The 23588-nt window shown below is 52.6% G+C and carries 23 protein-coding genes, 1 rRNA gene and 2 riboswitches; of the genes, 5 read left to right on the forward strand and 19 right to left on the reverse strand.

From position 1 onward, the window contains the following. The 7 genes from GZ1_RS13130 to GZ1_RS13160 form a co-directional block, all read right to left on the reverse strand. The coding region (locus GZ1_RS13130) for a UPF0236 family transposase-like protein (RefSeq protein ID WP_255211295.1) at positions 1 to 260 on the reverse strand (260 nt) is incomplete at its 3' end. Positions 261 to 693: 433 nt separating this feature from the next. Next, on the reverse strand, positions 694 to 1242 hold the full coding sequence (locus GZ1_RS13135) for a GNAT family N-acetyltransferase (protein ID WP_060788652.1): 549 nt from the start codon (positions 1240 to 1242) through the stop codon (positions 694 to 696). 142 nt (positions 1243 to 1384) lie between these two features. Further along, positions 1385 to 2710, reverse strand: a complete 1326-nt coding sequence (locus tag GZ1_RS13140; RefSeq protein WP_011229764.1) for an NCS2 family permease — start codon at positions 2708 to 2710, stop codon at positions 1385 to 1387. Between the two features lie 100 nt (positions 2711 to 2810). After that, a riboswitch (purine riboswitch) is annotated at positions 2811 to 2912 on the reverse strand. Between the two features lie 88 nt (positions 2913 to 3000). Next, positions 3001 to 4533, reverse strand: coding sequence for a glutamine-hydrolyzing GMP synthase (guaA, locus tag GZ1_RS13145; protein ID WP_015373805.1), 1533 nt, complete (start codon positions 4531 to 4533; stop codon positions 3001 to 3003). 61 nt (positions 4534 to 4594) lie between these two features. Then, positions 4595 to 4696, reverse strand: a riboswitch (purine riboswitch). 40 nt (positions 4697 to 4736) lie between these two features. Further along, positions 4737 to 6899 (reverse strand): transglutaminase TgpA family protein, encoded by a 2163-nt coding sequence (locus GZ1_RS13150; protein ID WP_060788653.1) that lies wholly within the window; start codon positions 6897 to 6899, stop codon positions 4737 to 4739. After that, positions 6896 to 8077: a DUF58 domain-containing protein gene (locus GZ1_RS13155; RefSeq protein WP_020754864.1), complete on the reverse strand. Its 1182-nt coding sequence runs from the start codon at positions 8075 to 8077 to the stop codon at positions 6896 to 6898. The genes GZ1_RS13150 and GZ1_RS13155 overlap by 4 nt, the downstream gene beginning before the upstream one ends. 5 nt (positions 8078 to 8082) lie before the next feature. Next, a complete protein-coding gene (locus tag GZ1_RS13160) occupies positions 8083 to 9039 on the reverse strand; it encodes an AAA family ATPase (protein ID WP_060788654.1) in 957 nt (318 codons plus the stop codon). A 128-nt stretch (positions 9040 to 9167) separates the two neighbouring features. On the opposite strand from GZ1_RS13160, the gene GZ1_RS13165 reads away from it, so the two are divergent. After that, positions 9168 to 10391, forward strand: a complete 1224-nt coding sequence (locus GZ1_RS13165; RefSeq protein WP_060788655.1) for an Nramp family divalent metal transporter — start codon at positions 9168 to 9170, stop codon at positions 10389 to 10391. 134 nt (positions 10392 to 10525) lie between these two features. On the opposite strand, the gene fumC is transcribed toward GZ1_RS13165, so the two are convergent. Continuing rightward, positions 10526 to 11896 carry a class II fumarate hydratase gene (gene fumC, locus GZ1_RS13170; protein WP_015373800.1) on the reverse strand — a complete coding sequence of 457 codons (1371 nt, stop codon included), beginning with the start codon at positions 11894 to 11896 and terminating at the stop codon, positions 10526 to 10528. Positions 11897 to 12009: 113 nt separating this feature from the next. On the opposite strand from fumC, the gene GZ1_RS13175 reads away from it, so the two are divergent. After that, entirely contained in the window at positions 12010 to 12429 is a 420-nt protein-coding gene (locus GZ1_RS13175; protein WP_015373799.1) for a hypothetical protein, read from the forward strand. 168 nt (positions 12430 to 12597) lie between these two features. Here GZ1_RS13175 and groL read toward each other — a convergent pair whose 3' ends face one another. Both groL and groES read right to left on the reverse strand, forming a co-directional pair. Then, complete coding sequence (gene groL / locus GZ1_RS13180; protein WP_020754869.1) at positions 12598 to 14214, reverse strand: chaperonin GroEL; 1617 nt, start codon at positions 14212 to 14214, stop codon at positions 12598 to 12600. 104 nt (positions 14215 to 14318) lie between these two features. Next, positions 14319 to 14603 (reverse strand): co-chaperone GroES, encoded by a 285-nt coding sequence (gene groES, locus GZ1_RS13185; RefSeq protein ID WP_013144057.1) that lies wholly within the window; start codon positions 14601 to 14603, stop codon positions 14319 to 14321. A gap of 355 nt (positions 14604 to 14958) precedes the next feature. Between groES and GZ1_RS13190 the strand changes: the two genes are divergently transcribed. Both GZ1_RS13190 and GZ1_RS13195 read left to right on the forward strand, forming a co-directional pair. Continuing rightward, positions 14959 to 15693, forward strand: a complete 735-nt coding sequence (locus GZ1_RS13190) for a CPBP family intramembrane glutamic endopeptidase (RefSeq protein ID WP_015373797.1) — start codon at positions 14959 to 14961, stop codon at positions 15691 to 15693. Continuing rightward, positions 15690 to 15869 (forward strand): YdiK family protein, encoded by a 180-nt coding sequence (locus GZ1_RS13195; protein WP_013144055.1) that lies wholly within the window; start codon positions 15690 to 15692, stop codon positions 15867 to 15869. The genes GZ1_RS13190 and GZ1_RS13195 overlap by 4 nt, the downstream gene beginning before the upstream one ends. Positions 15870 to 16050: 181 nt before the next feature. On the opposite strand, the gene tatC is transcribed toward GZ1_RS13195, so the two are convergent. From tatC to moaC, 4 genes are read right to left on the reverse strand one after another with little or no spacing between them, the layout of a single operon-like run. Further along, a complete protein-coding gene (tatC, locus tag GZ1_RS13200) occupies positions 16051 to 16794 on the reverse strand; it encodes a twin-arginine translocase subunit TatC (protein WP_013144053.1) in 744 nt (247 codons plus the stop codon). Positions 16795 to 16814: 20 nt separating this feature from the next. Then, complete coding sequence (gene tatA / locus GZ1_RS13205; protein ID WP_013144052.1) at positions 16815 to 16967, reverse strand: twin-arginine translocase TatA/TatE family subunit; 153 nt, start codon at positions 16965 to 16967, stop codon at positions 16815 to 16817. A gap of 17 nt (positions 16968 to 16984) precedes the next feature. Continuing rightward, positions 16985 to 17626 carry a redox-sensing transcriptional repressor Rex gene (locus tag GZ1_RS13210; RefSeq protein ID WP_013144051.1) on the reverse strand — a complete coding sequence of 214 codons (642 nt, stop codon included), beginning with the start codon at positions 17624 to 17626 and terminating at the stop codon, positions 16985 to 16987. 15 nt (positions 17627 to 17641) lie between these two features. Further along, the gene (moaC, locus tag GZ1_RS13215; protein ID WP_011229750.1) at positions 17642 to 18130 is read right to left on the reverse strand and encodes a cyclic pyranopterin monophosphate synthase MoaC; all 489 of its coding nucleotides are present in this window, start codon (positions 18128 to 18130) and stop codon (positions 17642 to 17644) included. 96 nt (positions 18131 to 18226) lie between these two features. On the opposite strand from moaC, the gene GZ1_RS13220 reads away from it, so the two are divergent. Beyond that, on the forward strand, positions 18227 to 20152 hold the full coding sequence (locus tag GZ1_RS13220) for an ABC-F family ATP-binding cassette domain-containing protein (RefSeq protein WP_015373796.1): 1926 nt from the start codon (positions 18227 to 18229) through the stop codon (positions 20150 to 20152). A 321-nt stretch (positions 20153 to 20473) separates the two neighbouring features. Here the strand turns inward: GZ1_RS13220 and tsaD are convergent, their stop codons facing one another. The 5 genes from tsaD to rrf form a co-directional block, all read right to left on the reverse strand. Further along, positions 20474 to 21487 carry a tRNA (adenosine(37)-N6)-threonylcarbamoyltransferase complex transferase subunit TsaD gene (tsaD, locus tag GZ1_RS13230; protein ID WP_013144049.1) on the reverse strand — a complete coding sequence of 338 codons (1014 nt, stop codon included), beginning with the start codon at positions 21485 to 21487 and terminating at the stop codon, positions 20474 to 20476. Further along, positions 21484 to 21936: a ribosomal protein S18-alanine N-acetyltransferase gene (rimI, locus tag GZ1_RS13235; RefSeq protein ID WP_011229747.1), complete on the reverse strand. Its 453-nt coding sequence runs from the start codon at positions 21934 to 21936 to the stop codon at positions 21484 to 21486. Before rimI ends, tsaD begins: the two co-directional genes overlap by 4 nt. Continuing rightward, positions 21896 to 22636: a tRNA (adenosine(37)-N6)-threonylcarbamoyltransferase complex dimerization subunit type 1 TsaB gene (gene tsaB / locus GZ1_RS13240; protein ID WP_011229746.1), complete on the reverse strand. Its 741-nt coding sequence runs from the start codon at positions 22634 to 22636 to the stop codon at positions 21896 to 21898. The genes rimI and tsaB overlap by 41 nt, the downstream gene beginning before the upstream one ends. Beyond that, positions 22633 to 23091 (reverse strand): tRNA (adenosine(37)-N6)-threonylcarbamoyltransferase complex ATPase subunit type 1 TsaE, encoded by a 459-nt coding sequence (gene tsaE / locus GZ1_RS13245; RefSeq protein WP_015373794.1) that lies wholly within the window; start codon positions 23089 to 23091, stop codon positions 22633 to 22635. Before tsaE ends, tsaB begins: the two co-directional genes overlap by 4 nt. A 232-nt stretch (positions 23092 to 23323) precedes the next feature. After that, positions 23324 to 23440: ribosomal RNA gene (gene rrf / locus GZ1_RS13250) — 5S ribosomal RNA — on the reverse strand. Positions 23441 to 23588 lie beyond the last annotated feature (148 nt).

Raw genomic sequence — 23588 nt, forward strand, 5'->3', positions numbered from 1 at the left:
GGGCTGATCGACTGCGCTCCATCAAAGCCCAGTTCGGCATCCAGCAAGAACGTATACGCCCCCGTTTGTCGATCATAGTAGTAGTTCCGTCGGAACGTCACTTCCCCAAACAGCGTTTGGATCGTAGTCGGCCGTTTGTCTTTCAGCTGATACCGGCGCTTGTCCCGCGCTTCCGCCAGTTGTTGATCGATCTCCTCCAAAAGGGCCGCCAACAAGACAGCGAACACCTTTTGAAGAGTTCTCAACAATTGATCATCCAAATCTTTCCATAAAGTCCATTATGTGGTAAGATGTTTCATGCCTGAATCCGTGATAAAGACGCGTTCAAACTGCCAAGACAACTTGATAAATCAACAAATATTGTGCTCAGGGTTCTTCACCTAATAGGTGAATATTCGGAATTGAGTTGATACTTTGGCGTGATTGGGTTTTCCAACATTTTTGATACACTTCTGTCACGGATTCAGGTCATGGACTCTCTCCCTCCTGTTTTCGGTTGATGTTGACAATCACCATCATAGCAGGGAGAGAGTCCTTTTTGCATGATCTTTGCTTGTTCTACCGCGCTTCGCTTGGTGGCCCCGACGAGCGTCGCGAACAAAAGTTCGCAACCCTCGTCGGGGATCATTTCGAAATGTCACCCACAAATATTTTACTCACACTTCAAGTTTTTTCTTTCGGCCCCAAACTCCCTTATTCACATTTCTTCCATTCTCTCGCTAACATCCCGTACACAACATGGTCGACAAAATGATCGTAAAGCCACTCCGCATCTCGAATCGTCCCTTCATTCGTAAATCCCAGCCGTTCAGGAATCGCTCTGCTCCGGCGATTTTCTGTTGCACAGCGGATTTCGACACGATTCATCCCCTGCTCAACGAACAAATAGTCGATGCACGCCTTGCACGCTTTCGTCATCAGCCCCATTCCTTGAAACGATTCGCCAAGCCAATAGCCAATGCTCGTTTTTCGATTCGCTCGATCCATATAATGAATTCCGATCACACCAGCCAATTGGCCACGATGCCAAATTCCTGCCTCAAAACCATTGCCAGCAGCAAACTTCTGCAATCCTTGAAAGATAAACGTCTTCGAATCCGCTGCTGTTTGGGTTGAATCCACCCATGGGAGCCATTGACGCAAATGCGGGCGGCAGGAGTCAATCAACGCAAAAAGCGATTCCGCATCTTCCATTGTGAGCAACTTTAGCCATGAATGTTCCTCTAAGCGATGGATAAACATCGTTCATTCCCCTTTCATCATTTTTCTCATTATAGCATATCAACCTAAACACGCCAGTCGTCCGCCAATCCCTTCTTGGCAAATAAAAAAAGACTGTTCCCATGACGGCAAACCCGCCTTAGGAACAGTCCTCCGATCCTCTCTATTCCCGCAAAAAGACGAAGTAGCAGATAAAGACGACAAATAGCACATACAACAGCGGATGAACATCTTTGCCGCGGCCTTTTAAAATCATCGTGATCGGGTAGAAGATGAATCCAACGGCAATCCCAGTGGCGATGCTGTAGGAAAGTGGCATCGTGATGAGCGTGAAGAACGCCGGCACGGCGACTTCGAACTTTTTCCAGTCAATTTCGCCGATCGACGAAGCCATCAACACCCCGACGATGATGAGCGCTGGTGCGGTGACCGGTGCGGTAATGACGCTCAGGAGCGGCGAGAAGAACAACGCCAGCAAGAACAAAATCCCCGTCACAACGGCCGAAAACCCAGAGCGTCCTCCGGCGGCGACGCCGGCTGACGATTCGATGTACGATGTCGTCGTCGATGTGCCAAACACCGCCCCCACCATCACTGCTGTCGCATCGACAAGCAGCGCTTTGCCGGCGCGCGGCAGTTTGTTGTTTTTCAGCAGTCCGGCTTGGTTGGCGACAGCTAGAAGCGTCCCTGTCGCATCGAAAAAGTCGACAATAAAGAACGTTAAGACAACGCCGAGCATTTTCCACGAGAAAATGTCCGGCAAATGCTTGATCGCTACACCGAAGGTTGGCGAAATATCCGGAATAGCGCCGACAATTTGATGCGGCACTTTGATCAATCCGAAAATCATGCCGACAATCGCGGTAATGACCATGCCGTAAAAGACGCCGCCGTTTACTTTTCTTACCATCAAAACAACAGTAATGAACAATCCAAAAATGGCCAACAGTGTATTGCCGTCTTTCAATGAACTTAATCCAACGAGCGTTGCTTTGTTATCGACAATAATTCCAGCGTTTTGCAAGCCGATGAACGTGATGAACAGGCCAATTCCGGCGCTGACTGCATATTTCAGTTCAACGGGAATGGCATCGATAATTTTTTCCCGAATGCCGGTGAGCGATAAAATCGTAAAAATGATGCCGGAAACAAACACCCCTGCCAGCGCTGTTTGCCACGGAATGCCCATATGCAGCACGACGGTGAAGGCGAAAAAGGCATTCAGCCCCATCCCAGGCGCCAAGGCGATTGGATAGCGGGCCAACACTCCCATCAAAATCGATCCGTACGCCGCTGCCAAAGCCGTGGCGACAAACACGGCGCCTTGGTCAATGCGCAGTTCATCAGGAAAATCTTTCACAGCCCCTAACGACAAGGTAAATGGGTTGACGAACAAAATGTACGCCATCGACAAAAACGTCGTCAGCCCGGCGATAATCTCCGTTCGATAGTTCGTGCCGAGCTCATCAAACTGGAAGTACTTTCTCACGTCTGCCCCCTCCTATACATAAAATAAAAAACGCTTCTAGCAGCTACCAGAAGCGTTGACTAGGAAGGAATGACGAACAGAGAGAGGACAAACAAGCACTCTCCGATCCCGCATCCCTCGTAGTCAAGCTATTTACGGTAGCTTGGTAGAAACTCCCGAGCCATATTCCCGGGATTATACGACGGAATTCAACAATATTCATGATTCCACGGCTATTGTATCAGCCTGAAGATGACCTGTCAAGAAAAAAGACGAACATTTCTTTGGAAATGTCCGTCTTTTGTTCGTTTTTATTCCCACTCGATCGTTGCCGGAGGCTTGCTTGTAATATCGTAGACGACGCGGTTGACATGCGGCACCTCATTGACGATGCGCGTTGAAATCCGCTCGAGCACATCCCACGGGATGCGGGCCCAATCGGCGGTCATCCCGTCGATCGAGGTCACCGCGCGGATGGCCACCGTATAATCGTACGTGCGGGCATCCCCCATCACCCCAACGCTGCGAATGTCGGGAAGGACGGTAAAGTATTGCCAAATTTCGCGGTCCAACCCCGCTTTTTTCACTTCTTCGCGCAAAATGGCGTCTGATTCGCGAACGATTTCCAATTTTTCTTCCGTCACTTCTCCAAGAACACGGATGCCAAGCCCTGGCCCCGGGAACGGCTGCCGCCAGACGATTTCGTCTGGGATTCCTAGTTGCGTGCCGAGTGCACGCACTTCGTCTTTAAACAGCGTATTGAGCGGTTCGATCAGTTCGAATTTCATATCTTCCGGCAAACCGCCGACATTATGATGCGATTTGATCGTTTGCGCCGTCGCCGTGCCGCTTTCGATAATGTCGGTATAGAGCGTCCCTTGCACCAAAAATTCAATGCCTTCAAGCTTGGCCGCCTCGTCGTCAAATACGTAAATAAACTCGTTGCCGATGATTTTCCGCTTTTGTTCCGGGTCCGTAACCCCTTTGAGTTTCGCCAAAAAGCGGTCTTTCGCATCGACTTTGATGACGTTCATCTGGAATTGCTCACGGAACGTCTTCATGACGCTTTCGGCTTCACCTTTGCGCAAAAGGCCATGGTCGACGAAAATACAAGTAAGTTGATCGCCAATGGCGCGGTGCACCAAAACGGCAGCAACCGACGAATCGACTCCGCCGCTTAAGGCGCACAGCACTTTTTTTCCGCCCACTTGTTCACGGATGCGGCGCACCTGCTCATCAATAAAGTTTTCCATCGTCCAGTCGCCCCGGCAGCCGCATACCTCAAAGACAAATTTCTTCAATAGATCATTGCCGTATACCGAGTGGCGCACTTCTGGATGGAATTGCACTCCATACCATTTTCGCCGTTCGTCACTCATCGCAGCAATCGGGCACGAAGGGCTCGTCGCATCGACAGCGAAACCAGCCGGCGGAGCGGTCACCAAATCGCCGTGGCTCATCCAAACGACTTGCTCGTCCGGCAAACCATGAAAAAGCAAAGAATCGTTTTTCACTTGGATGAGCGCTTTGCCGTATTCACGGTGCGTCGCTTTTTCCACCTTACCTCCTAAATGGTGCGCCATCAGCTGCATCCCGTAGCAAATCCCTAAAATCGGCAGCCCCAGCTCAAAAATCGCTGGGTCGCATGTAAACGCTCGTTCATCATACACGCTGTTTGGACCGCCCGAGAAAATGATTCCTTTGGCGTTCAGCGCACGAATTTCCTCAGCACGGATCGTGTGCGGATGCAGTTCGCTGTAGACACCAAACTCTCGGATGCGGCGGGTAATCAGCTGGTTATATTGACTGCCAAAGTCCAAGACGACGATCATTTCTTGGTTCATGTTTTCCACCCCGTCAAAAAAATAACGCTGCCATTGCCCAAAACATGGATGAAGGCAGAATAGCAGCGTCTTCTGCCTTCATAGTCGGGCCGTTTACGGCGGCCCGGTAGAGACGCGCAAGCCATATTCTTGCGCTTATATGAAGGGCTTTCGTCTATCCGTATGCAAATTTGAGTTCATTCTATCAACTTGCCAGCATACGGTCAAGAGATCGTCCTTTTTATTAAATTTTCCCACAATTCCACCGCTTCACGGACATTGGCTTCCTTGATTCCCGTTCCGTATACGGCGCGTTCATATAGTTTCGTCAACCGATTCATTTCATCTGTTTCAAACAGGCGATCCACTTCGGCGGCGTATTGACGCAGCGTTTCATGCGGCCGACGCTTAAGTCCATAATCTTGCAAATGGCGAAGAAGCGCCCCGTACGCAGAAATGAGCCAGGCGGCCCCATCGAGTTTCCGGCGGCGGAACCGAAACAGCGTAAAGCGCGGCCACCATTTCCGCCTTGTCGCATAGGCCGCTCCGCCCAACACGGCCAACACGACCAGCGTGGTCAACCCCATTTTCCACGACCAAACATCCGCCAGCTTCTCCCACCAATGCTCCCCCTGTGCCGTCGAAGGTTGCTCAAGTAATTGATCGAGCGGCACACGCGGCGTTTCCCGTTCTTCCGGCTGCAGCTGTGGTTCTGGCTCCTCTGGATTCGAAGCGGCAAGCGAGAACGCATATGGATTGACAAACCCTTGCGTCGGTTCAAATGGCACCCAGCCGATGCCTTCAAAATACACTTCGACCCATGAATGGGCGTCGTTGTTGCGCACTTCATAAACCGATTGCCCGTCTTGTTCCCCAACCAACCGTCCGGATGTGTACCCTTTCACCCAGCGCGCTGGAATGCCCAGTGTGCGGACGAGCACCGCCATCGAGGTGGAAAAATTGTCGCAATACCCTTGCTTCGTCTCAAATAAAAACTGGTCGACGTAATCTTGATCAGGCCCGGGAACAGCGACGTCCGTCGTTTCGTACGTGTATCCGTTCAGATGGAAGTATTGCTCGATCGCTTTTACCTTGTCGTACACGGTTTCTTTTCCATCAGTAATTTGCTTCGCCAACTCGCGAACCCGCTGCGGAAGCGTCTCTGGCAATTGCGTATAACGTTTCAAAAAGGGCGGGTCTTGGACAGGAGGCGCGGCGCGCAATGCCTCAATCGGAAAATCTGGCTCCATATACGTCAGCATATACTGACGGATCGGAAGCGCGTTGGCGTTTTGATCGCTCGTATAAATTTTTTCCGTCGCCATATGCATGCGGTAGACGATATGGTCAGACGTTTGCACCTGTTGCAAGCCGAGCGGATAGACGAGATGAAACGCCTGGTCTTGGCGGGTGATTTCCGCCGTCTGCTCGACCGTCTTGACTTTGTCGCTCCACCATTCATACCTAATCAGCTCACCGTTTCCAAACGACTGGACTTGTTCGCTTTGAAACGCTTCCCACCCTTTTCCCGTGTAAATGTCTTTCGTTTCGACGCGCCAATAATGACGGCCTTGGTCTTTGGCAATGAAAACGACGGCATCATCAGCAATAAACGGCCCGCCGAGGCGGGAATCATTTTGCCCATATCCCACTTTTGCCACACCAGGAGAAGGTGAGTCATCGTTCGTTTCTTCCGGCTGGGCGTGATAGCTGCGGATAAACGCCACCGGATCCGGCCATTGCGGCGGCAGCTTCGGACCCGCATACCCAACCGCAAGAGCGACGGCAGGAATGAATAGAGCGGCCGCCCGCCACGTTCCGATGCGAAAAGACGGCGCTTTTGCCTGCAGCTCTTCGCCCTGGAGCCAAACGAAGGCAAAAAAGCCGAGCGCAACAAGACGAAGGATCGCCCCGTTGCCGCTATATGGCAGAAACGTATCAAGCACAGCGATATACCCAACTGTCAACGCGTATGGGACAAACCACCGATTCCGCCGTACAATAAGCCAATGCAACAGGAACGAAACGGCCCATAACAGCAGAAAAAAGACAAAGGTGCGCAGCGCATCACCCGGCATAGAAGACCGGTCGCCCAACAACCAGACGGTGCTATCCCGCCAAAGCGCATGAGGCAAAGCGGCGATCGAAGCAAAAGAAAATAGACGAGAAAGCGCCCACCATATATAAACCATTTTCCCGAGCGCGGAAAGCCATATGGGAACACGGAGCAAATGAAGTCCGAAACAAAGGGCGACAAATGATACAAACACGCCTATATGCGCTGTATCGGTGACGGCCTCTAACGGCCAAAGCCATTCCGTGAGCAGCCAAGCGGCTAGGGCGTTAGACAGCACGGTAGATAACATGTTTGCCCCTAACGGTCTCATCCGTCTCCTCCTCCTTGCCGGACGGTTTGCAACGCCTGCGGGTCAATGCGCGATACGTACACTCCGCTGCGGCGAAGCCTGTCCGCCCAATTCCGCTCATCCTCTCCCCATTCACGGTTGACAACATACAGAACAATATGGCGTTTTGGCGCCATTGCTCGCAGCTGCCCGGCCAACTGGGCGGACAACGCGGACGTCACAATGATGCAACCAGCAGCCGTCCTCCAGTTCGCCTCCTCAGCTAAAACATGCGCGAGCGGCTCTTGGCCGCCGACGTCCACTTCCGCCAACCGGAGAAGAATCGACTGCCACTGTCCGTCATGGCGGCGCGGCGCTAAGAAAGAACGCTCTTTTCCAGCAACGAGCATCCCGACCGGCACCCCTTCATCTATCAACGCCTTCGATACGGAAGCCGCTAACGTGACAAGCTCCTCAAACCATGGAGACGCGGCGCCGTCGAGCACAACGATCCAATCGTCATTGCGCTGTTCATCAAACTCTTTGGTCATCAGTTCCTGTCTGCGCGCTGACGCCTTCCAATGCACCCACGACATTTTGTCCCCAGGCACGTATTCACGGGCGCCGGCCGCCACGGCCATATCGCGGCGATAGGCAAGCGTGCGCGCAGCTTTTCCTTGGGCAAACCATTCGCGCACCATCTCAGGCGGCCATTCGATATAACGTGGATAGACGATGACCGTGCACGGGGCATAAAACGATGCCGTTTTGTTCACCCAGCCAAAGACATCGCGCGCTTCCAAGCGAACAGCTTCCAATTGATGACGGCCGCGCGGCAAGGAAAGCGGCCATGTACAAGAAAGATGGCGGCGAAACGGCCAAGCAATCGCAATCATCTCTCCTCCGTGCTTCCACCCTTCCTCAGCAACAGCAAGCGCCGCCAGCGGAACCGCCCACGGCAACTCGATACGAACCATCACCGGAATCGATTCACCCGCATGGTAGCGCCGCGCCGGCACGGTTCGAATCACCGCAGCGCGTCTGAGCGGATACAAGGCGACGGCAAACGCATGCAGTCCAAACGGCAAAAAGCTGTAAAACAAAAACCAGCTGACAAATCCACCTTGAAACATGGCGTAGGAAAACAAGATTGCGGTCAACAGCAACAATCCAATAAGCGGGAGCCAACGCCTCCCCTTCTTCATTCGCTTCGCGTTCATCGCTTTTATCTCCGCCCTTGCACCGGCACCGGCGTACGGGAAACAAGCTGACTGACGACCATTTCAGCATCAAGCTTGTCCCATTTCGCTTCCGGGCGAATAAGCAGGCGATGAGCCAGCACATAGGGAGCAAGGTGCTGCACATCATCGGGGATGACAAAATCGCGGCCATGGATGAACGCGTACGCTTGCGCCGCCTTCATCAAAGCGACGGACCCGCGCGGGCTGACGCCTAAATAGACCGCTTCATGCTGACGGCTTTGCTGGATAAGATCGACGATATATCGTTTCACGGTATCGCTCACATGCACGTCGGCTACCTTTCGTTGCAACGCAAGCAATTCATCAAGCGACATCACCGGGCCGATCTCCGCCAGCGGTGCCGTCTTTTCTAGACGGTTTAACATTTCGATTTCCTCGTCAGGGGACGGATAGCCCATGTGCAATTTCAACAAAAACCGGTCAAGCTGGGCCTCGGGGAGCGGGTACGTTCCTTCATACTCAATCGGATTTTGCGTCGCCATCACCAAAAACGGCTGCGGCAACACCCGGGTGACACCATCCACCGTCACACTTCCTTCTTCCATCGCCTCAAGCAGCGCCGACTGCGTTTTCGGCGACGTCCGGTTAATCTCATCAGCCAACACAATATGAGCGACAATCGGGCCGGGCTTGTACTCAAACTGCCGTTCTTTTGGATTATAGACGGAAACGCCGATCACATCGCTCGGCAGCAAATCCGGCGTAAACTGAATGCGCTTGAGCTCCACGTTGAACGATTTCGCCAGCGCACGCACCAACATCGTCTTGCCGACGCCGGGCACATCCTCGAGCAGCACATGGCCTTTGGCCAATAACGCTGTTAAGCTGAGGATGATGACGTCGCGTTTTCCGACGATGACTTGCTCAATGTTGCGGACCACCTTTTCAAAAGGGGGAAGCAGCGGCTCGTAAATCGCCATGACATCAAACTCCTTTTATAGTAATGAATGGGTCTTTCAGCGGTAGACAAGGCGCAGTTTATACTATTACTATAATATCGAATATACTGAACTTTTGGAATCCATTTGCAACAAGGGGGAAGAGAAAAATGGGGAAATCGAAGTGGACGATGATCGGCCCGGGGCTGATCGTCGCAGCGACCGGAGTCGGGGCCGGGGATTTGGTGGCCGCTCTTGTCGCCGGAACGAACTACGGCCTTGTCTTTATGTGGGCGATCATCGTCGGTGCATTGTTCAAGTTTGTGTTGAATGAAGGGATCGGCCGTTGGCATTTGCTCAGCGGCAAAACCATTTTCGAAGGCTGGCAGTCAATGGGGAAATGGGCCTCAATCTATTTTGGCGTGTACGCCATTATTTGGGGATTCGTATACGGCGCGGCCGGTACGTCATCGTGCGCCTTGGCGATGTCAGCGATGATCCCGTCCATTCCGCTTTGGGCGTGGGCCGTCATCCATGGGGTGGCTGGCTTTGCGATTACTTGGTCCGGCCGATTCCAATTGTTTGAGCGGGTCATGAATGTGCTCGTCGGGCTCATGTTCATTACCGTGGTCGGCTCGGCGCTTCTTGTCCTGCCGCAGCTCGATGATCTTTGGAAAACGGCCGTTCCGGATTTGCCGAAAGGGTCGCTTTTGTATGCTCTCGGGCTGATCGGCGGCGTCGGCGGCTCTATCACCATGGCGTCATACGGATATTGGCTGCAGGAAAACGGCTGGAAAGGGCGAGCTTACGTATCGCCGATGCGCTATGATTCCGCTGTCGCTTATATTGTCACCGCCATCTTTACGTTGTCGCTTCTCGTGCTTGGGGCCGCCTTGTTGTACGGCACTGACACGACGATCAGCGGCGAGCAGGGGCTTGTGTCATTCGCTTCGATCATGGGCAACGAGCTGCACCCGGCTGCCCGTTGGCTCTTTTTGCTCGGCTTTTGGTCGGCGTCATTTACATCGGTCATCGGCGTTTGGAACGGCGTTTCGTATTTGTTCGCCGATTTTGTTCGCAACATGCGGAAAACGCCGGTTGGCGCCGAATCGCTCAACCAGTCAAAAGCGTTCCGCTTCTACGTCTTTTGGCTCACCTTCCCGCCGATGCTCTTGCATTTCATCGGCAAGCCGGTCGGACTCATCATCGCCTACGGGGCGCTCGGCGCGCTGTTTATGCCATTTTTGGCTGTGACGCTTCTTTATTTGCTCAATTCGAAAAAAGCGCTTCCGGACGAAGGGCGCAACCATTGGCTCTCGAATGCGCTGCTCGTTCTTTGTCTGGCGCTGTTTGCCGTCTTGTCGATTAATGAACTCATTCGCCTGTTTGCTTAACATTTGCCCGGTGCAAAGCAGCCAGCTGGCGGCAGGAGGCTGTCTCAATGGAAAAACGCTCATCCCTTGAATCGGGATGAGCGTTTTTGGCCCGCCTATTCGCTCACGGCTGATCTACCCGTCGTTTTGTGCCGCTAAATCATCTTCTCCGGCCTCACCCATTCTTCGTACTGCTCAGCTGTCACATACCCGGTTTTCAATGCCGCTTCCTTGAGCGTCAACCCTTCGCGATGGGCGAGCTTCGCGATTTCCGCCGCCCGGTCGTAGCCGATACGCGGGCTCAACGCCGTCACGAGCATGAGTGAGCGGTCCACGTATTCTTTCATTTTCGCTTCGTTCGCCTCCAGCCCTTGGGCGCACCGTTCATCAAACGAGCGGATCACATCGCCGAGTAGCTGCACGGACTGAATGGCGTTATAGGCGATGACCGGCTTGAACACATTTAATTGGAAGTTGCCTTGGCTCGCCGCAAAGCCGATCGTGGCGTCATTGCCGAACACTTGCACAGCGACCATCGTCATCGCTTCGCTTTGCGTTGGATTCACTTTCCCCGGCATGATCGAGCTTCCGGGTTCATTGGCTGGAATCGTGATCTCCCCGAGCCCGGAGCGCGGCCCGCTCGCCAGCCAGCGGATATCGTTGGCGATTTTCATCAAATCGGCGGCGAGCGCTTTCAACGCTCCGTGGACATACACGATCTCATCATGGCTTGTCAGCGCATGGAATTTATTGGTTGACGAACGGAACGGATAGCCCGTCTGCGTTTTTAGCTGCTCGGCCACTTGCTCGCCAAATCCCGGCGGCGCATTGATTCCGGTGCCAACCGCCGTGCCGCCGATCGCCAAATCAAGCAGCTTCTCACTCGCCTCCATGATCATCGCCTTGCTTTTCTCAAGCATCGCCCGCCAACCGGAAATCTCCTGCCCAAATGTGAGCGGCGTCGCGTCTTGCAAGTGGGTGCGCCCGATTTTGATCGTCTTCCCATATTGGCGTTCTTTGGTCGCGAATGTCCCGATCAAGCCATCAAGCGCTGGCAGGAGGTGCGTTTGGATCTTCGTGAAGATCGCGATATGCATCACAGTTGGGAATGTGTCGTTCGAGCTTTGCGACATGTTCACATCATCGTTCGGGTGAATGCGCCCTTCCCCCTCATCCAGCAGCTCGCTCGCCCGTCTCGCCACGACTTCATTGACGTTCATGTTCGTCTGCGTCCCGCTTCCCGTCTGCCAGACGACGAGCGGGAAATGCTCATCCCATTGGCCCGCCAAAATTTCCTCGCACGCGGCGACAATTGCCCGCTGCTTCGCTTCGCTCAACTTCCCGGCTCGGTGGTTGACGATGGCCGCCGCTTTTTTCAGCTCGGCATACGCATAGATCAATTCCAACGGCATTGTTTCCGTGCCGATGTGAAAGTTTTGCCGGCTTCGCTCCGTCTGCGCCCCCCAGTACTTATCAGCCGGCACCTGCACCTCACCGAGCGAATCGCGTTCAATCCGCACGTTCATTCCATTCTCCTCCTTTGGATATCGCCTTTCCATTTCTAATTTTACCCAAAATCACAATCGACAATGAAACAAATGAGCAGGCAAAACGTCTAACTGAGAAAGGGGGAAACGACATGAAAAATAGATGGCTATGGCTCCTCATCGCTGTATGGCTGTCCGGTTGCCAATCGGGCGACATCCAACCGCCTGACTTACGATTGGCCGTCGACGGAGAGACAATCGACCACCGCCTCGGAACATATACATGGTCAACAGGCGGCCGCGGAGTCGTGGCCGACGCTGCCGCCCCGCCGCTGCTCGTGAAAAACATGAATCCCCATCCGGTTGCCCCTGGGGCAAAATTACACCTCCAATTTGACGACCGCCCGTTGACGATCGAAGCGGGTGTATGGAACGGCGGAGATGCCGACTGGCGCCCGGTGCAAAACGGAATCATTACTCTTCCGGAAAAGAAAGGGGCATACATTTATGCCATTCACGCCTCTTGGAAAAAAGGGGATGCGATTTATGCGTTTTTCATTGAGGTGCGATAACTAGCACAGCGGAGGAAAAGGTGCAATAGAATAGCGATATGAGGGAGAAACAACAGCTGCCCTTCACCCGATCAGCGGCTGTAAGAACACCTGGCTGAGGCATATATAGTCAAAAAGAAAAAGAACACCGGGGAACTCCCCCGGTGCTCCAAGGCTTTTGCGGCGAGATTACATCATGCCGCCCATGTCTGGCATGTTGTTGTTGCCTTTGTTTTCTTCCGGTTTGTCGGCAACGACCGCTTCTGTCGTCAAGACCATGGCGGCGACAGAGGCAGCGTTTTGCAGCGCCGAACGAGTGACTTTCGTCGGGTCCACGATGCCAGCTTCGATCATGTCGACCCATTCACCTGTTGCCGCGTTGAAGCCGATGCCCGGTTTTTCGTTTTTCAGGCGCTCAACGATGATCGAGCCTTCCAGACCAGCGTTTTGCGCGATTTGACGAACCGGTTCTTCGATTGCGCGCAAGACGATTTTCACGCCGGTTGCTTCATCGCCTTCCGCTTCGATGGCCGCGACTTTGCTGTAGACATTCATCAATGCCGTACCGCCGCCAGCGACAATGCCTTCTTCAACAGCCGCACGAGTCGAGTTGAGCGCGTCTTCGATGCGCAGTTTGCGTTCTTTCAATTCCGTTTCTGTCGCTGCGCCCACTTTGATGACCGCTACGCCGCCAGCGAGTTTCGCCAAGCGTTCTTGCAGTTTTTCGCGGTCGAATTCCGAAGTCGTTTCTTCAAGCTGCGCACGGATTTGGTTGATGCGCGCTTTGATGCGATCCGAATCGCCAGCGCCTTCGACGATCGTCGTCGTTTCTTTCGTAACAACAACTTTCGACGCACGGCCGAGCGAAGCGATCGTGGTCGATTTCAGTTCGCGGCCGAGCTCTTCGGAGATGACTTCACCGCCCGTTAAAATCGCGATGTCTTCGAGCATCGCTTTGCGGCGGTCACCGAAGCCAGGCGCTTTGACAGCTACCGCATTGAACGTGCCGCGCAGTTTGTTGACAACAAGCGTTGCCAATGCTTCGCCTTCGACATCTTCAGCGATGATCAAGAGCGGACGGCCTTGTTGCACGACTTGCTCAAGAACAGGCAACAGTTCTTGGATGCTCGATACTTTTTTGTCCGTAATCAAGATGTACGGATTTTCGAGAACGGCTTCCATTTTTTCTGTATCCGTAATCATGTACGGCGAAACGTAACCGCGGTCGAATTGCATCCCTTCGACAACGTCGAGTTCCGTCGTGAAGCCTTTCGATTCTTCGAGCGTGATGACGCCATCGTTGCCGACGCGTTCCATTGCTTCAGCGATCAATTGACCGACTTCTTCGTCAGCAGCCGAAATCGCAGCCACTTGGGCGATCGACTCTTTCCCTTTGATCGGTTTGGAGATGGCTTTTAATTCTTCAACAGCAACCGCAACCGCTTTTTCAATCCCGCGGCGGATGCCCATCGGATTGGCACCAGCAGCCACGTTTTTCAAGCCTTCGCGGATCATCGCTTGAGCCAATACCGTAGCGGTTGTTGTACCGTCCCCAGCGATGTCGTTCGTTTTGCTGGCGACTTCAGCGACCAATTTCGCGCCCATGTTTTCAAACGGGTCTTCGAGTTCGATTTCTTTCGCGATTGTTACCCCGTCATTCGTGATGAGCGGCGAACCGAATTTTTTCTCCAATACGACGTTGCGGCCTTTCGGACCTAATGTGACTTTCACTGCGTCTGCAAGTTTGTCCACCCCGCGCAACATCGCACGGCGCGCTTCTTCGCTGAACTTGATTTGTTTTGCCATACCCCGTTACCTCCTTATGAAATTGTTGGACTGCGTGCCACAAGTTAAGTATCCGATTAAGTACCCAGTATGTTTTCGGAATGTTTATGTGATGAACGCATATATTAGCGGATGACAGCCAAAATATCGCTTTCGCGCAAAATTAAGTATTCTTTGCCGTCGTATTTCACTTCTGTGCCCGCATATTTCGAGAAGATAATGCGGTCGCCAACTTCGACTTCCGGCGCGATGCGTTGGCCGTTATCGAGCACGCGGCCTGCACCGACAGCGACAACGCGGCCTTCTTGCGGTTTTTCTTTCGCCGTATCCGGCAGCACAATGCCGCTAGCCGTTTTTTCTTCTGTTTCCACGACTTCAATGACAATGCGATCGCCTAATGGCTTCAACACGGGAAACGACCTCCTTAACGATAGTTTTCGCCGTTCTTATTAGCACTCATCACTATCGAGTGCTAACACACTTATAATATTAATGAACTTCTTTCCGTTTTGCAAGTAGGAAATGCAAAAAAATAACTGTTTTTCTCTCCTAAAGAAGAAAGAGCAAAAGGAGCCGGTTGTTTTGCCTCTACTCCCCATCCGCGCGGAGCTCATTTTCATTATTTCACATTCCTCGGACTGATAAACGGCTCCGGTTAATTTTTTTACGGCGGTGAGGTGGGATGCGAGGATGCAGTTTTCTTACTATTTTCGCCATACATGTGCTACAATACGGATATAATTTGAAATAAAAGGGGTAGAGGGTTTGAAACGCAACCACTGGTACGTCATCATCACGTATATCGTCATGCAGCTGTCCGCCTTTGTCGGCGTGCCGCTTCTTCGCGCCCTCGGCGTCGGCCAAGGAACGGAAAGCCGCCTCGAAGCCGCCAAACTGGCTTCCGGGTATTGGGCGATCATTAGTTTCCTGCTCGCTTTTGTCATTATCCTATGGCTGCTCCGCGGTGACCGCAACGAACGAATGATGCGGCGGCTGCCGCTTGGTTCCTCGTGGATGTGGGCGGTCTTGGGCGTCTTTTTGGCGCTCACGGCGCAAAGCATCGCCGCCAACATCGAATGGCGGTTGCTCGGCATCAAACCAGGGTCGGAAAATACAAGGCAAATCATCGATATCATCCGCCTGACGCCGCTGCTTATCGTCGTCACCTCCGTCATCGGCCCGATTTTGGAGGAGATTATCTTCCGCAAAATCATTTTCGGCTCGCTTTATGAAAAATACAACTTTTGGCTTGCTGCGCTTGTCAGTTCGCTCTTGTTTGCCCTTGTCCATATGGAGCCGGAGCATTTGCTTTTGTACACGTCCATGGGGATGGTATTCGCGTTTTTATACGCGAAAACCGGACGCATTTTCGTGCCGATTTTCGCCCATGTCGCCATGAATACGTTCGTCGTCGCCATGCAGACGCTGTTGGCCGACGAGATTGAGAACATGATGCGCCAGTCCGAGCTGCCGCTCGCCGTTTGGAGGGTTTGGCTATGATGCGAAACCCTCAGCTGTTTTCGCTTCCGTATTTCGTCTTAGGCTCAATGTTTACGTATTTGGCCATCGAAAGTGCTCATGAAACGGTTTGGAACGTCTCCACCATCGCTTTAGCGGCGCTCGCTGCCTTTGATTTCGGCACCGCCCTTCGCCTTCTTTTCGCCTCAAAACGCTGACCCCTTCCCGTGATTCGGACGGGAAGGGACCAGAACATCAGTCTCATGACGGCGATCATATCGTGAAAATGGAAACAAAAAACAAGAGGCCGGCCTCAAAGTCCTGTGTTGCGGCTTTTGAGACGGCCCCTTCGTTTGGCCCGGCCTTGCTCGCTTTCCTCTCAATGTTTTTCGTCCCGCCTCACTCATTGCCTTCCTCCTCGGCTGCTCGCTGCGCTTTCCGATAGCCGATGCGCGCCACCCAAATGCTTCCTTCATACAAAATGGTGAGCGGAATCATGACGATCACTTGCGACAGCACATCCGGCGGCGTAATGACCGCCGCTAAAATAAGCAGCGCCAAATACGCATACTTGCGGATGCGAACAAGAAGCTGCGGCGTAATAAGCCCTAAGCGGGTGAAAAACAACACGACGATCGGCAGCTGAAACACGATGCCAAACGGCAGCACGAGCTGAAGCAAAAACTGAAAATATTCATTAATGCCGATCATTTGTTGAACCCCTAGTTGGTCAGCCAGCTGGCTCATAAATCGAACGACAAACGGAAACAAGACGAAATAAGCGAAGCTGACGCCTGCTAAAAAAAGAACGATCGACGCCGGGATATAGCTTAACGTCACTTTCCGCTCTTTTTCATACAGACCGGGGCTGACAAACGCCCAAATTTGATACAACAGCACCGGAGCCGACAGTACAGCCGCGATGACAAAGGCAAACTGAAAATACACTTTAATCGGATCGGTGAGGCGGAAGGCGTTCATGGTCAAATGCTTCGCCTCGGCCGTTCGCTGCAAATACAAAATGACATCATCGACAAAAAAGAAACTAACGACAAGCGCCGCAGCAAAAAAGATGAGCACGATGATGAGCCGTTTTCGCAGTTCACCCAGATGCTCATACACCGACATTTCTTTGTCATTCATTGTTTCCCCATCCTGCCTTGTCATCGGTCGGTTTTCGTTTCTTCGTCATCAGCGAGCCCTTTTGTGGCGTCTTTAAACTCGCGAAGCGACTGGCCGAACGACCGCCCCAACTCCGGCAGCTTTTTCGTGCCAAACAGCAACAAAATCACAGCAACGAGCAACAAATATTTCATGTGTTGTTCTCTCCTTTTTACGATGGCGATGGATAGTTTTTCAAAAAATAGACGAGCGACTGCAGCTCAATGGCTAAATCGATATGATGGACGCGAATATGGTTCGGCACGTTCAACCGCGCCGGAGTAAAGTTTAAAATGCCTTTAATTCCTTGCGCGACAAGGCGGTCGGTCAGCGCTTGAGCCGCGGCGGCCGGCACGGTTAAAATGGCGACCGGGATGTTTTCGTGAAGCCGCTCCTCCAACTCATCGAGATGATAGACCGGCACCCCGCCGACTGTCGTCCCTACTTTCCGCTCATCGACATCAAACGCCATCACGATTTTCGTATTGTTGTTTTTCGAAAAATTATAGTTTAAAAAGGCGGTGCCTAAATTGCCGACGCCAAACAAGGCGACTTCGGTCACCTCATCCTCTTCAAGCGTCCGGCGGAAAAACGACAACAAATAATTGACATTATACCCGTATCCCTTTTTGCCAAGCGCGCCAAAATAGGAGAAATCACGGCGGATCGTCGCCGGATCGACTTTCACCGCCTCGCTCAACTCGGCAGAGGAGACGCGTTGCTTGCCGGAAGCGTGCAAGTTTTTCAAAAACCGATAGTAAAGCGGCAGCCGTTTGGCGGTTGCCTGCGGAATTTTCGGTTGTTCGTTGCTCATGATCTCATCCCCTAGCTAATCGGTTTTCCGTCGGTAATGGCCAGACTTCCCGCCCGTTTTTTCGACCAAATACGTCGGACCGATGACCATTCCTTTATCAAGCGCCTTGCACATATCGTACACTGTCAACGCACAGACCGAAGCGGCCGTCAGCGCTTCCATTTCCACTCCTGTGCTCCCTTTCGTTTTCACCGTTGCCGTGATGACGAGCTTATGCGCTTCTCCATCGTTTTCCCAAGCAAAAGCAATGTCCACACCCTTTAACATAAGCGGGTGACACATTGGAATAAGGTCAGCTGTCTTCTTCGCCGCCATCACCCCCGCCACTTGAGCGACGGCGAGCACATCCCCTTTCTCGATCGCATTGCTCGTCATTTTTTCGTAAATTTCCCGGCTGACAGTCACGCTCGTTTGCGCCACAGCCACTCGCACAGTATCTTCTTTGTGCGTAATATCAACCATTTTCGCGCGCCCTTGTTCATTGAAATGAGTGAACGATGACAATACAATCTCCTCCATTTATACACTATACACGATTTTTCATCATTCGTCTTTGACCGTTTTCGCGACTTGCGTTAAACTATTCGCGAGGTGACGGACATGATCATTTTGCAAGTGCACGGGCTCACGAAATATTTCGGCGCTGACCTTATTTTATCGAATATAAAACTAGAAATACAGTCCCGCGACCGAATCGCCCTTGTCGGCCGCAACGGAGCGGGAAAATCGACATTGTTGAAAATCATCGCCGGTGAACTCTCTTTCGACAGCGGCAAAATCATCAAACCAAACCATATCAAAATCGGCTATTTGGCGCAAAACAGCGGGCTCGACTCGCCGCGTTCCATTTGGGACGAAATGCTTGAGGTATTCACCCCGCTTCTAGGACTCGAAAAACAGCTCGCCGAACTCAGCATGCAACTCGGCGACCCGGACGTACTCGCCGATCCCGCTCGCTATGAAAAAACGCTGAAAATGTATGACGAGCTGCAAGAACAATACAAAGAACAAGGCGGCTACCAATACGAAGCCGACATCCGCTCCGTTTTGCACGGGCTGCAGTTTTCCTCATATGATTATAAAACTACGCCGGTCTCGTCGTTAAGCGGCGGACAGCGGACGCGGCTTGCCCTTGGGAAATTGCTGTTGTCCAAGCCGGATTTATTGATTTTGGACGAGCCGACGAACCATTTGGATCTTGAGACGCTTGCCTGGCTGGAGCAGTACTTGCAAGCCTATCCCGGTGCCGTCCTGGTTGTTTCCCACGACCGCTACTTTTTAGACAAAATCGTCACCGACGTATACGAACTGTCGAATGCCACGCTCAAACACTATGCCGGCAACTACAGCCGCTATTTGGAGTTGCGGGCCGAGCAATACGAACAAGAGTTAAGACGGTACGAGAAACAGCAAGAAGAAATCGCCCGACTCCAAGACTTCATCCAGCGCAACATCGCACGTGCCTCGACGGCCAAACGGGCGCAAAGCCGGCGAAAGCAACTGGAAAAAATAGAACGGCTCGAACGGCCTGTCGGCGATGAAAAATCAGCCTCCTTTTCGTTCTCGATCGATCGACCGAGCGGCTATGAAGTGCTCACCGCTGAAGACATAGCCGTTGGCTATGACGACGGTGCACCCATCATCCGCCAAATCAGCTTCCGCATCACGCGCGGCGAAAGCGTCGCCCTAGTCGGGCCGAACGGCATCGGCAAGTCGACATTGCTGAAGGCGATCGCCCGAAAACTCCCTATCCAAACAGGAGAGCTCCGCTACGGCGCAAACGTCCAAATCGGCTATTACGATCAAGACCAAGCTGATTTGTCATCGAACAAACGGGTGCTTGACGAGCTGTGGGACGCCTACCCCGAAAAGACGGAAAAAGAAATTCGCACCGTGCTCGGCAACTTCCTGTTTTCCGGCGATGACGTTTTAAAACCGGTCTCCGCTTTAAGCGGCGGGGAGAAAGCACGCCTTTCGCTCGCCAAGCTGATGCTGCAAAAAGCAAATGTCCTTCTTTTGGACGAACCGACAAACCATCTCGACCTTGACAGCAAAGAAGTGCTCGAGCAAGCGCTCATCGACTACCCGGGAACGATTTTGTTCGTTTCCCACGACCGCTATTTCATCAACCGAATCGCAACAAAGGTGTTTGAACTTTCCAGCGGAGGCCTAACGGAATACTTAGGCGACTATGATTACTACATCGCCAAAAAAGAAGAAATGCGCGAATTGGCGCTCCTGAACGTCCGCCCGACAGAAACGGCAAGTGATTCTGCCAAAACGACATACGAGCAAGAAAAAGAGGAAAAAAAACGACGGCGCCAGCGCCAACGCCGCTTGGATGAAATCGAAGCCGAGATTGCAGCGCTTGAAGCACAAATCGCTGAGATCGAGCAAAAACTTTGTGATCCATCCGTTTACGGCGACTATGAGACGATGCAACGATTGACGCAAGAAAACGACGAGCGGAAGCAGCGAGTCGAAACGTTATTGGCCGAATGGGAACAGCTTTATACTTCACTATAACCGACAACCCGCCTCTAGTTTCGGCGGGTTGTTCTTTAGTTAGTCACATTATCCACAAAAGAATCCACAATTTCCACCATGGAATATAAGTTATTCACCAACTTTTCCACATTATCCACAAAAAACATCTTCCTTTTGCACAAAAATCGCTGTGTATTGTTTTTCTTATGTTGATCATGTTTTACCGCTTTTTCCACATTGTCCACAGATTTGTGGATAAAAATATACACAAACTTTTTTCACATGAAAACAAAAAGGACGATCCGTTTGCCTGCCGCAAACGGATCGCCCTTCGGTGTCTTTCGCGTTTCAGCCAACTGCCTAGACAAGCGGCAAGCTTGGATTGGCGTTGAGCGCCAAATCAGCCCGCTTTCCTTGTTGATATAACACTGTTCCCGCAACGGCAATCATCGCAGCATTATCGGTGCATAGCGATAACGGCGGGATGACAAGCTCCACATCGGGGAGCTCTTTCATTTTATCCTGCAGTGCAGCCCGCAGCCCGCGGTTGGCCGCCACCCCCCCGGCGAGCAGCACTTGCCGTACGCGGTATTCTTTGGCGGCCTGCACCGTTTTCGTCACCAGCACATCGACGACGCTGGCCTGAAAGCTCGCGGCCATCTGTCTCGGATCGATCTCCTCGCCGCGCTGCTTCGCGTTGTGGAGCGCATTGAGAACCGCCGATTTTAAGCCGCTGAAGCTGAAATCATACGAACCTTCCTCAAGCCACGCTCGCGGCAAATCAATCACTGGCTCTCCCTCATGAGCCAGCCGGTCGATGTGCGGTCCTCCTGGGTACGGAAGGCCTAAAGCCCGCGCCACCTTGTCATACGCCTCACCGGCAGCGTCATCGCGCGTTTCACCGATCACCGCAAAATTCCCATGCTCCTTCATGAACACGAGTTCCGTATGACCACCGGAAACGACGAGCGCCAACAGCGGAAACTTCATTTCAGCCACTAATTGATTGGCGTAAATATGACCGGCGATATGATGCACCCCAATAAGCGGCAATCCATGGGCAAACGCTAACGCTTTCGCCGCGTTGACCCCGACAAGAAGCGCTCCGACAAGCCCCGGTCCGGCCGTCACCGCCACCGCATCAAGGCCCGCAAACGATACGCCGGCCTGCTGCATCGCTTCTTCAATAACGAGCGTAATTTGCTCCACATGATGGCGGGAAGCAATTTCCGGCACGACGCCGCCAAACCGCCGATGGCTTTCCATTTGCGACGCCACTACATTCGATAAAACCTCTCTTCCGTTTTTCACGACTGCTGCCGCCGTTTCATCGCAGCTCGTTTCAATGCCTAATACATATACGTCCTCATTCATCTCAGCTTCACCCACATGACTAACGCGTCTTCAAAGTTATCCGGATAATACCGTTTGCGAATGCCTCCGTTGCGAAACCCTAGCTTTCGGTACAGCGACTGGGCAACATGATTGGACACGCGCACCTCAAGCGTCATCGTCGCCGCCCCGTGCTGCCTGGCCATGTCCATCAAGCGCCGCATGAGCGCTTCACCAAGCTTTTGCCCACGAAACTGCGGCAACACGGCTACATTCGTCACATGCGCCTCATCGATGACAAGCCACATCCCACCATACCCGATGATCCGCCCGTTGTACACCATGACGATATATTTGGCGTAGCGGTTGTACATGAGCTCGTTGTAAAACGATTCACGGCTCCAAGGCGAAGTAAACGATGCCCGCTCGACTTGCACGACTTCATCAATGTCATGAATGGTCATTGGCCGAAATTGAACATTGATCCCCATCGTTCTGTTCCCCTTTTTGTTTCGCGAGCCATTTCGCCTCCGCCTCGGCAAGGCGGAGGTAGTTCGGCACAAACACATGGGCGTTCTCGCGCTCTTTTTGTTTGCCTAGCATCACCAACTCGCTCGGACGCGGCAACGCCAAAGACGGCGGGGCCACGTGAACCCGTTCGCCTAAATGACTTCGAAACAAATCACGATATAGCGGTGCATCCGCACCAATGAACAATACATCCTCTTCCCGCTCGCTCAACCGACGCGCCCACTCATCCGCCGCCACAATCCGGTCCTCCTCAAGACAGCGGAGCGCACCGCCTTCGTAGCGATAAAGCCCGGTGTAAATTTGTCCGCGCCGTGCGTCAAACAGCGGAACGATCACCCCAGGAAAATAACGGCCATTGGCGGCGAGCACCTCAAGGCTCGACACTCCGGCGATCGGAATACCGAGCGACCAGGCAAGCGTTTTCGCAATCGTCACGCCGATCCGCACCCCGGTATACGACCCCGGCCCTTTCGCTACAACGATTAAATCGAGATCTTTTGGAGCAACGTCACATCGTCGAAGCAACAACTCAATGGCTGGCATCGCCCGGGATGAATGGTCTTTTTTCACATTGGTGATGAATTCCCCTTTCACGACATCACCATCTACCAACGCAATGCCAAGCGGCATATTCGATGTATCAATTCCCAATACTTTCATGACGGAAAAATCTCCTTGCACAACTGTTCATAACGCTCCCCCGACGGCTCAAAGTGAAGCAACCGCTCATCGCCGCCACGATGAAACAAGAAAACGGTCAGCCGTTCCTCAGGCAACTGGCCGGCGATCAAATGCGCCCATTCAACAACCGTGACGCCATCGCCAGCAAAATATTCGTCAAATCCAAGATCTTCCCATTCATCTTCAAGTCGGTATACATCCATATGATAAAGCGGAAGCCGACCATCATATTGCTTAATAATGGTAAACGTCGGGCTATTGACCGTTTGCGTAATGCCCAGCCCTTCAGCAAGACCTTTCGTAAACGTCGTCTTTCCCGCCCCGAGATCACCTTCTAATGCGATGACCATTCCCGGCTCAAGATGTTCCGCCAGCCGGCGGGCCACCGACTTCGTTTCTTCCGGAGAATGCACCAAAATTTCAATTTTTTTCATTTTGTTCTACCTTATCCCCTTTTATCATCTTCACTCTTGCTTTTGAAATTGTATCATATCCGAACATCTTGCCGCCACTTCCAAAACGAAAAATAGGCATAGGAGAAAAGGAAAAACAAAAAGGACGATCCCGCGCAGCCTTTTGGCTCGCTGACAGATCGCCCTGTTGCGCAATCGCCCCTAAAAAGAAAAAGGGAATGAGGCGTGTCGAAACTCCCTGGTGAATGAAGCTGCCTAGCAGCGACCTACTCTTGCAGGGGCGCTGGCCCCAACTACCATCGGCGCTGGAGGGCTTAACTTCCGTGTTCGGGATGGGAACGGGTGTTTCCCCTCCGCCATAACCACTAGGCAAGCGGTTGGATTTTGACATCATTTATTATACTTGAAAAACAAACAATGTCAAGAAGGAAATTCATTCCTTCAAAACTAGATAACCGTCGGAAGAAGCCGCTCGCCTGCGCTTTTCGCATTGTCCAGCTCCGGCTCGCCGCCGCTCG

This window comes from Geobacillus zalihae NBRC 101842, assembly GCF_001544135.1.
GTDB classification, from domain to species: Bacteria; Bacillota; Bacilli; order Bacillales; family Anoxybacillaceae; genus Geobacillus; species Geobacillus zalihae.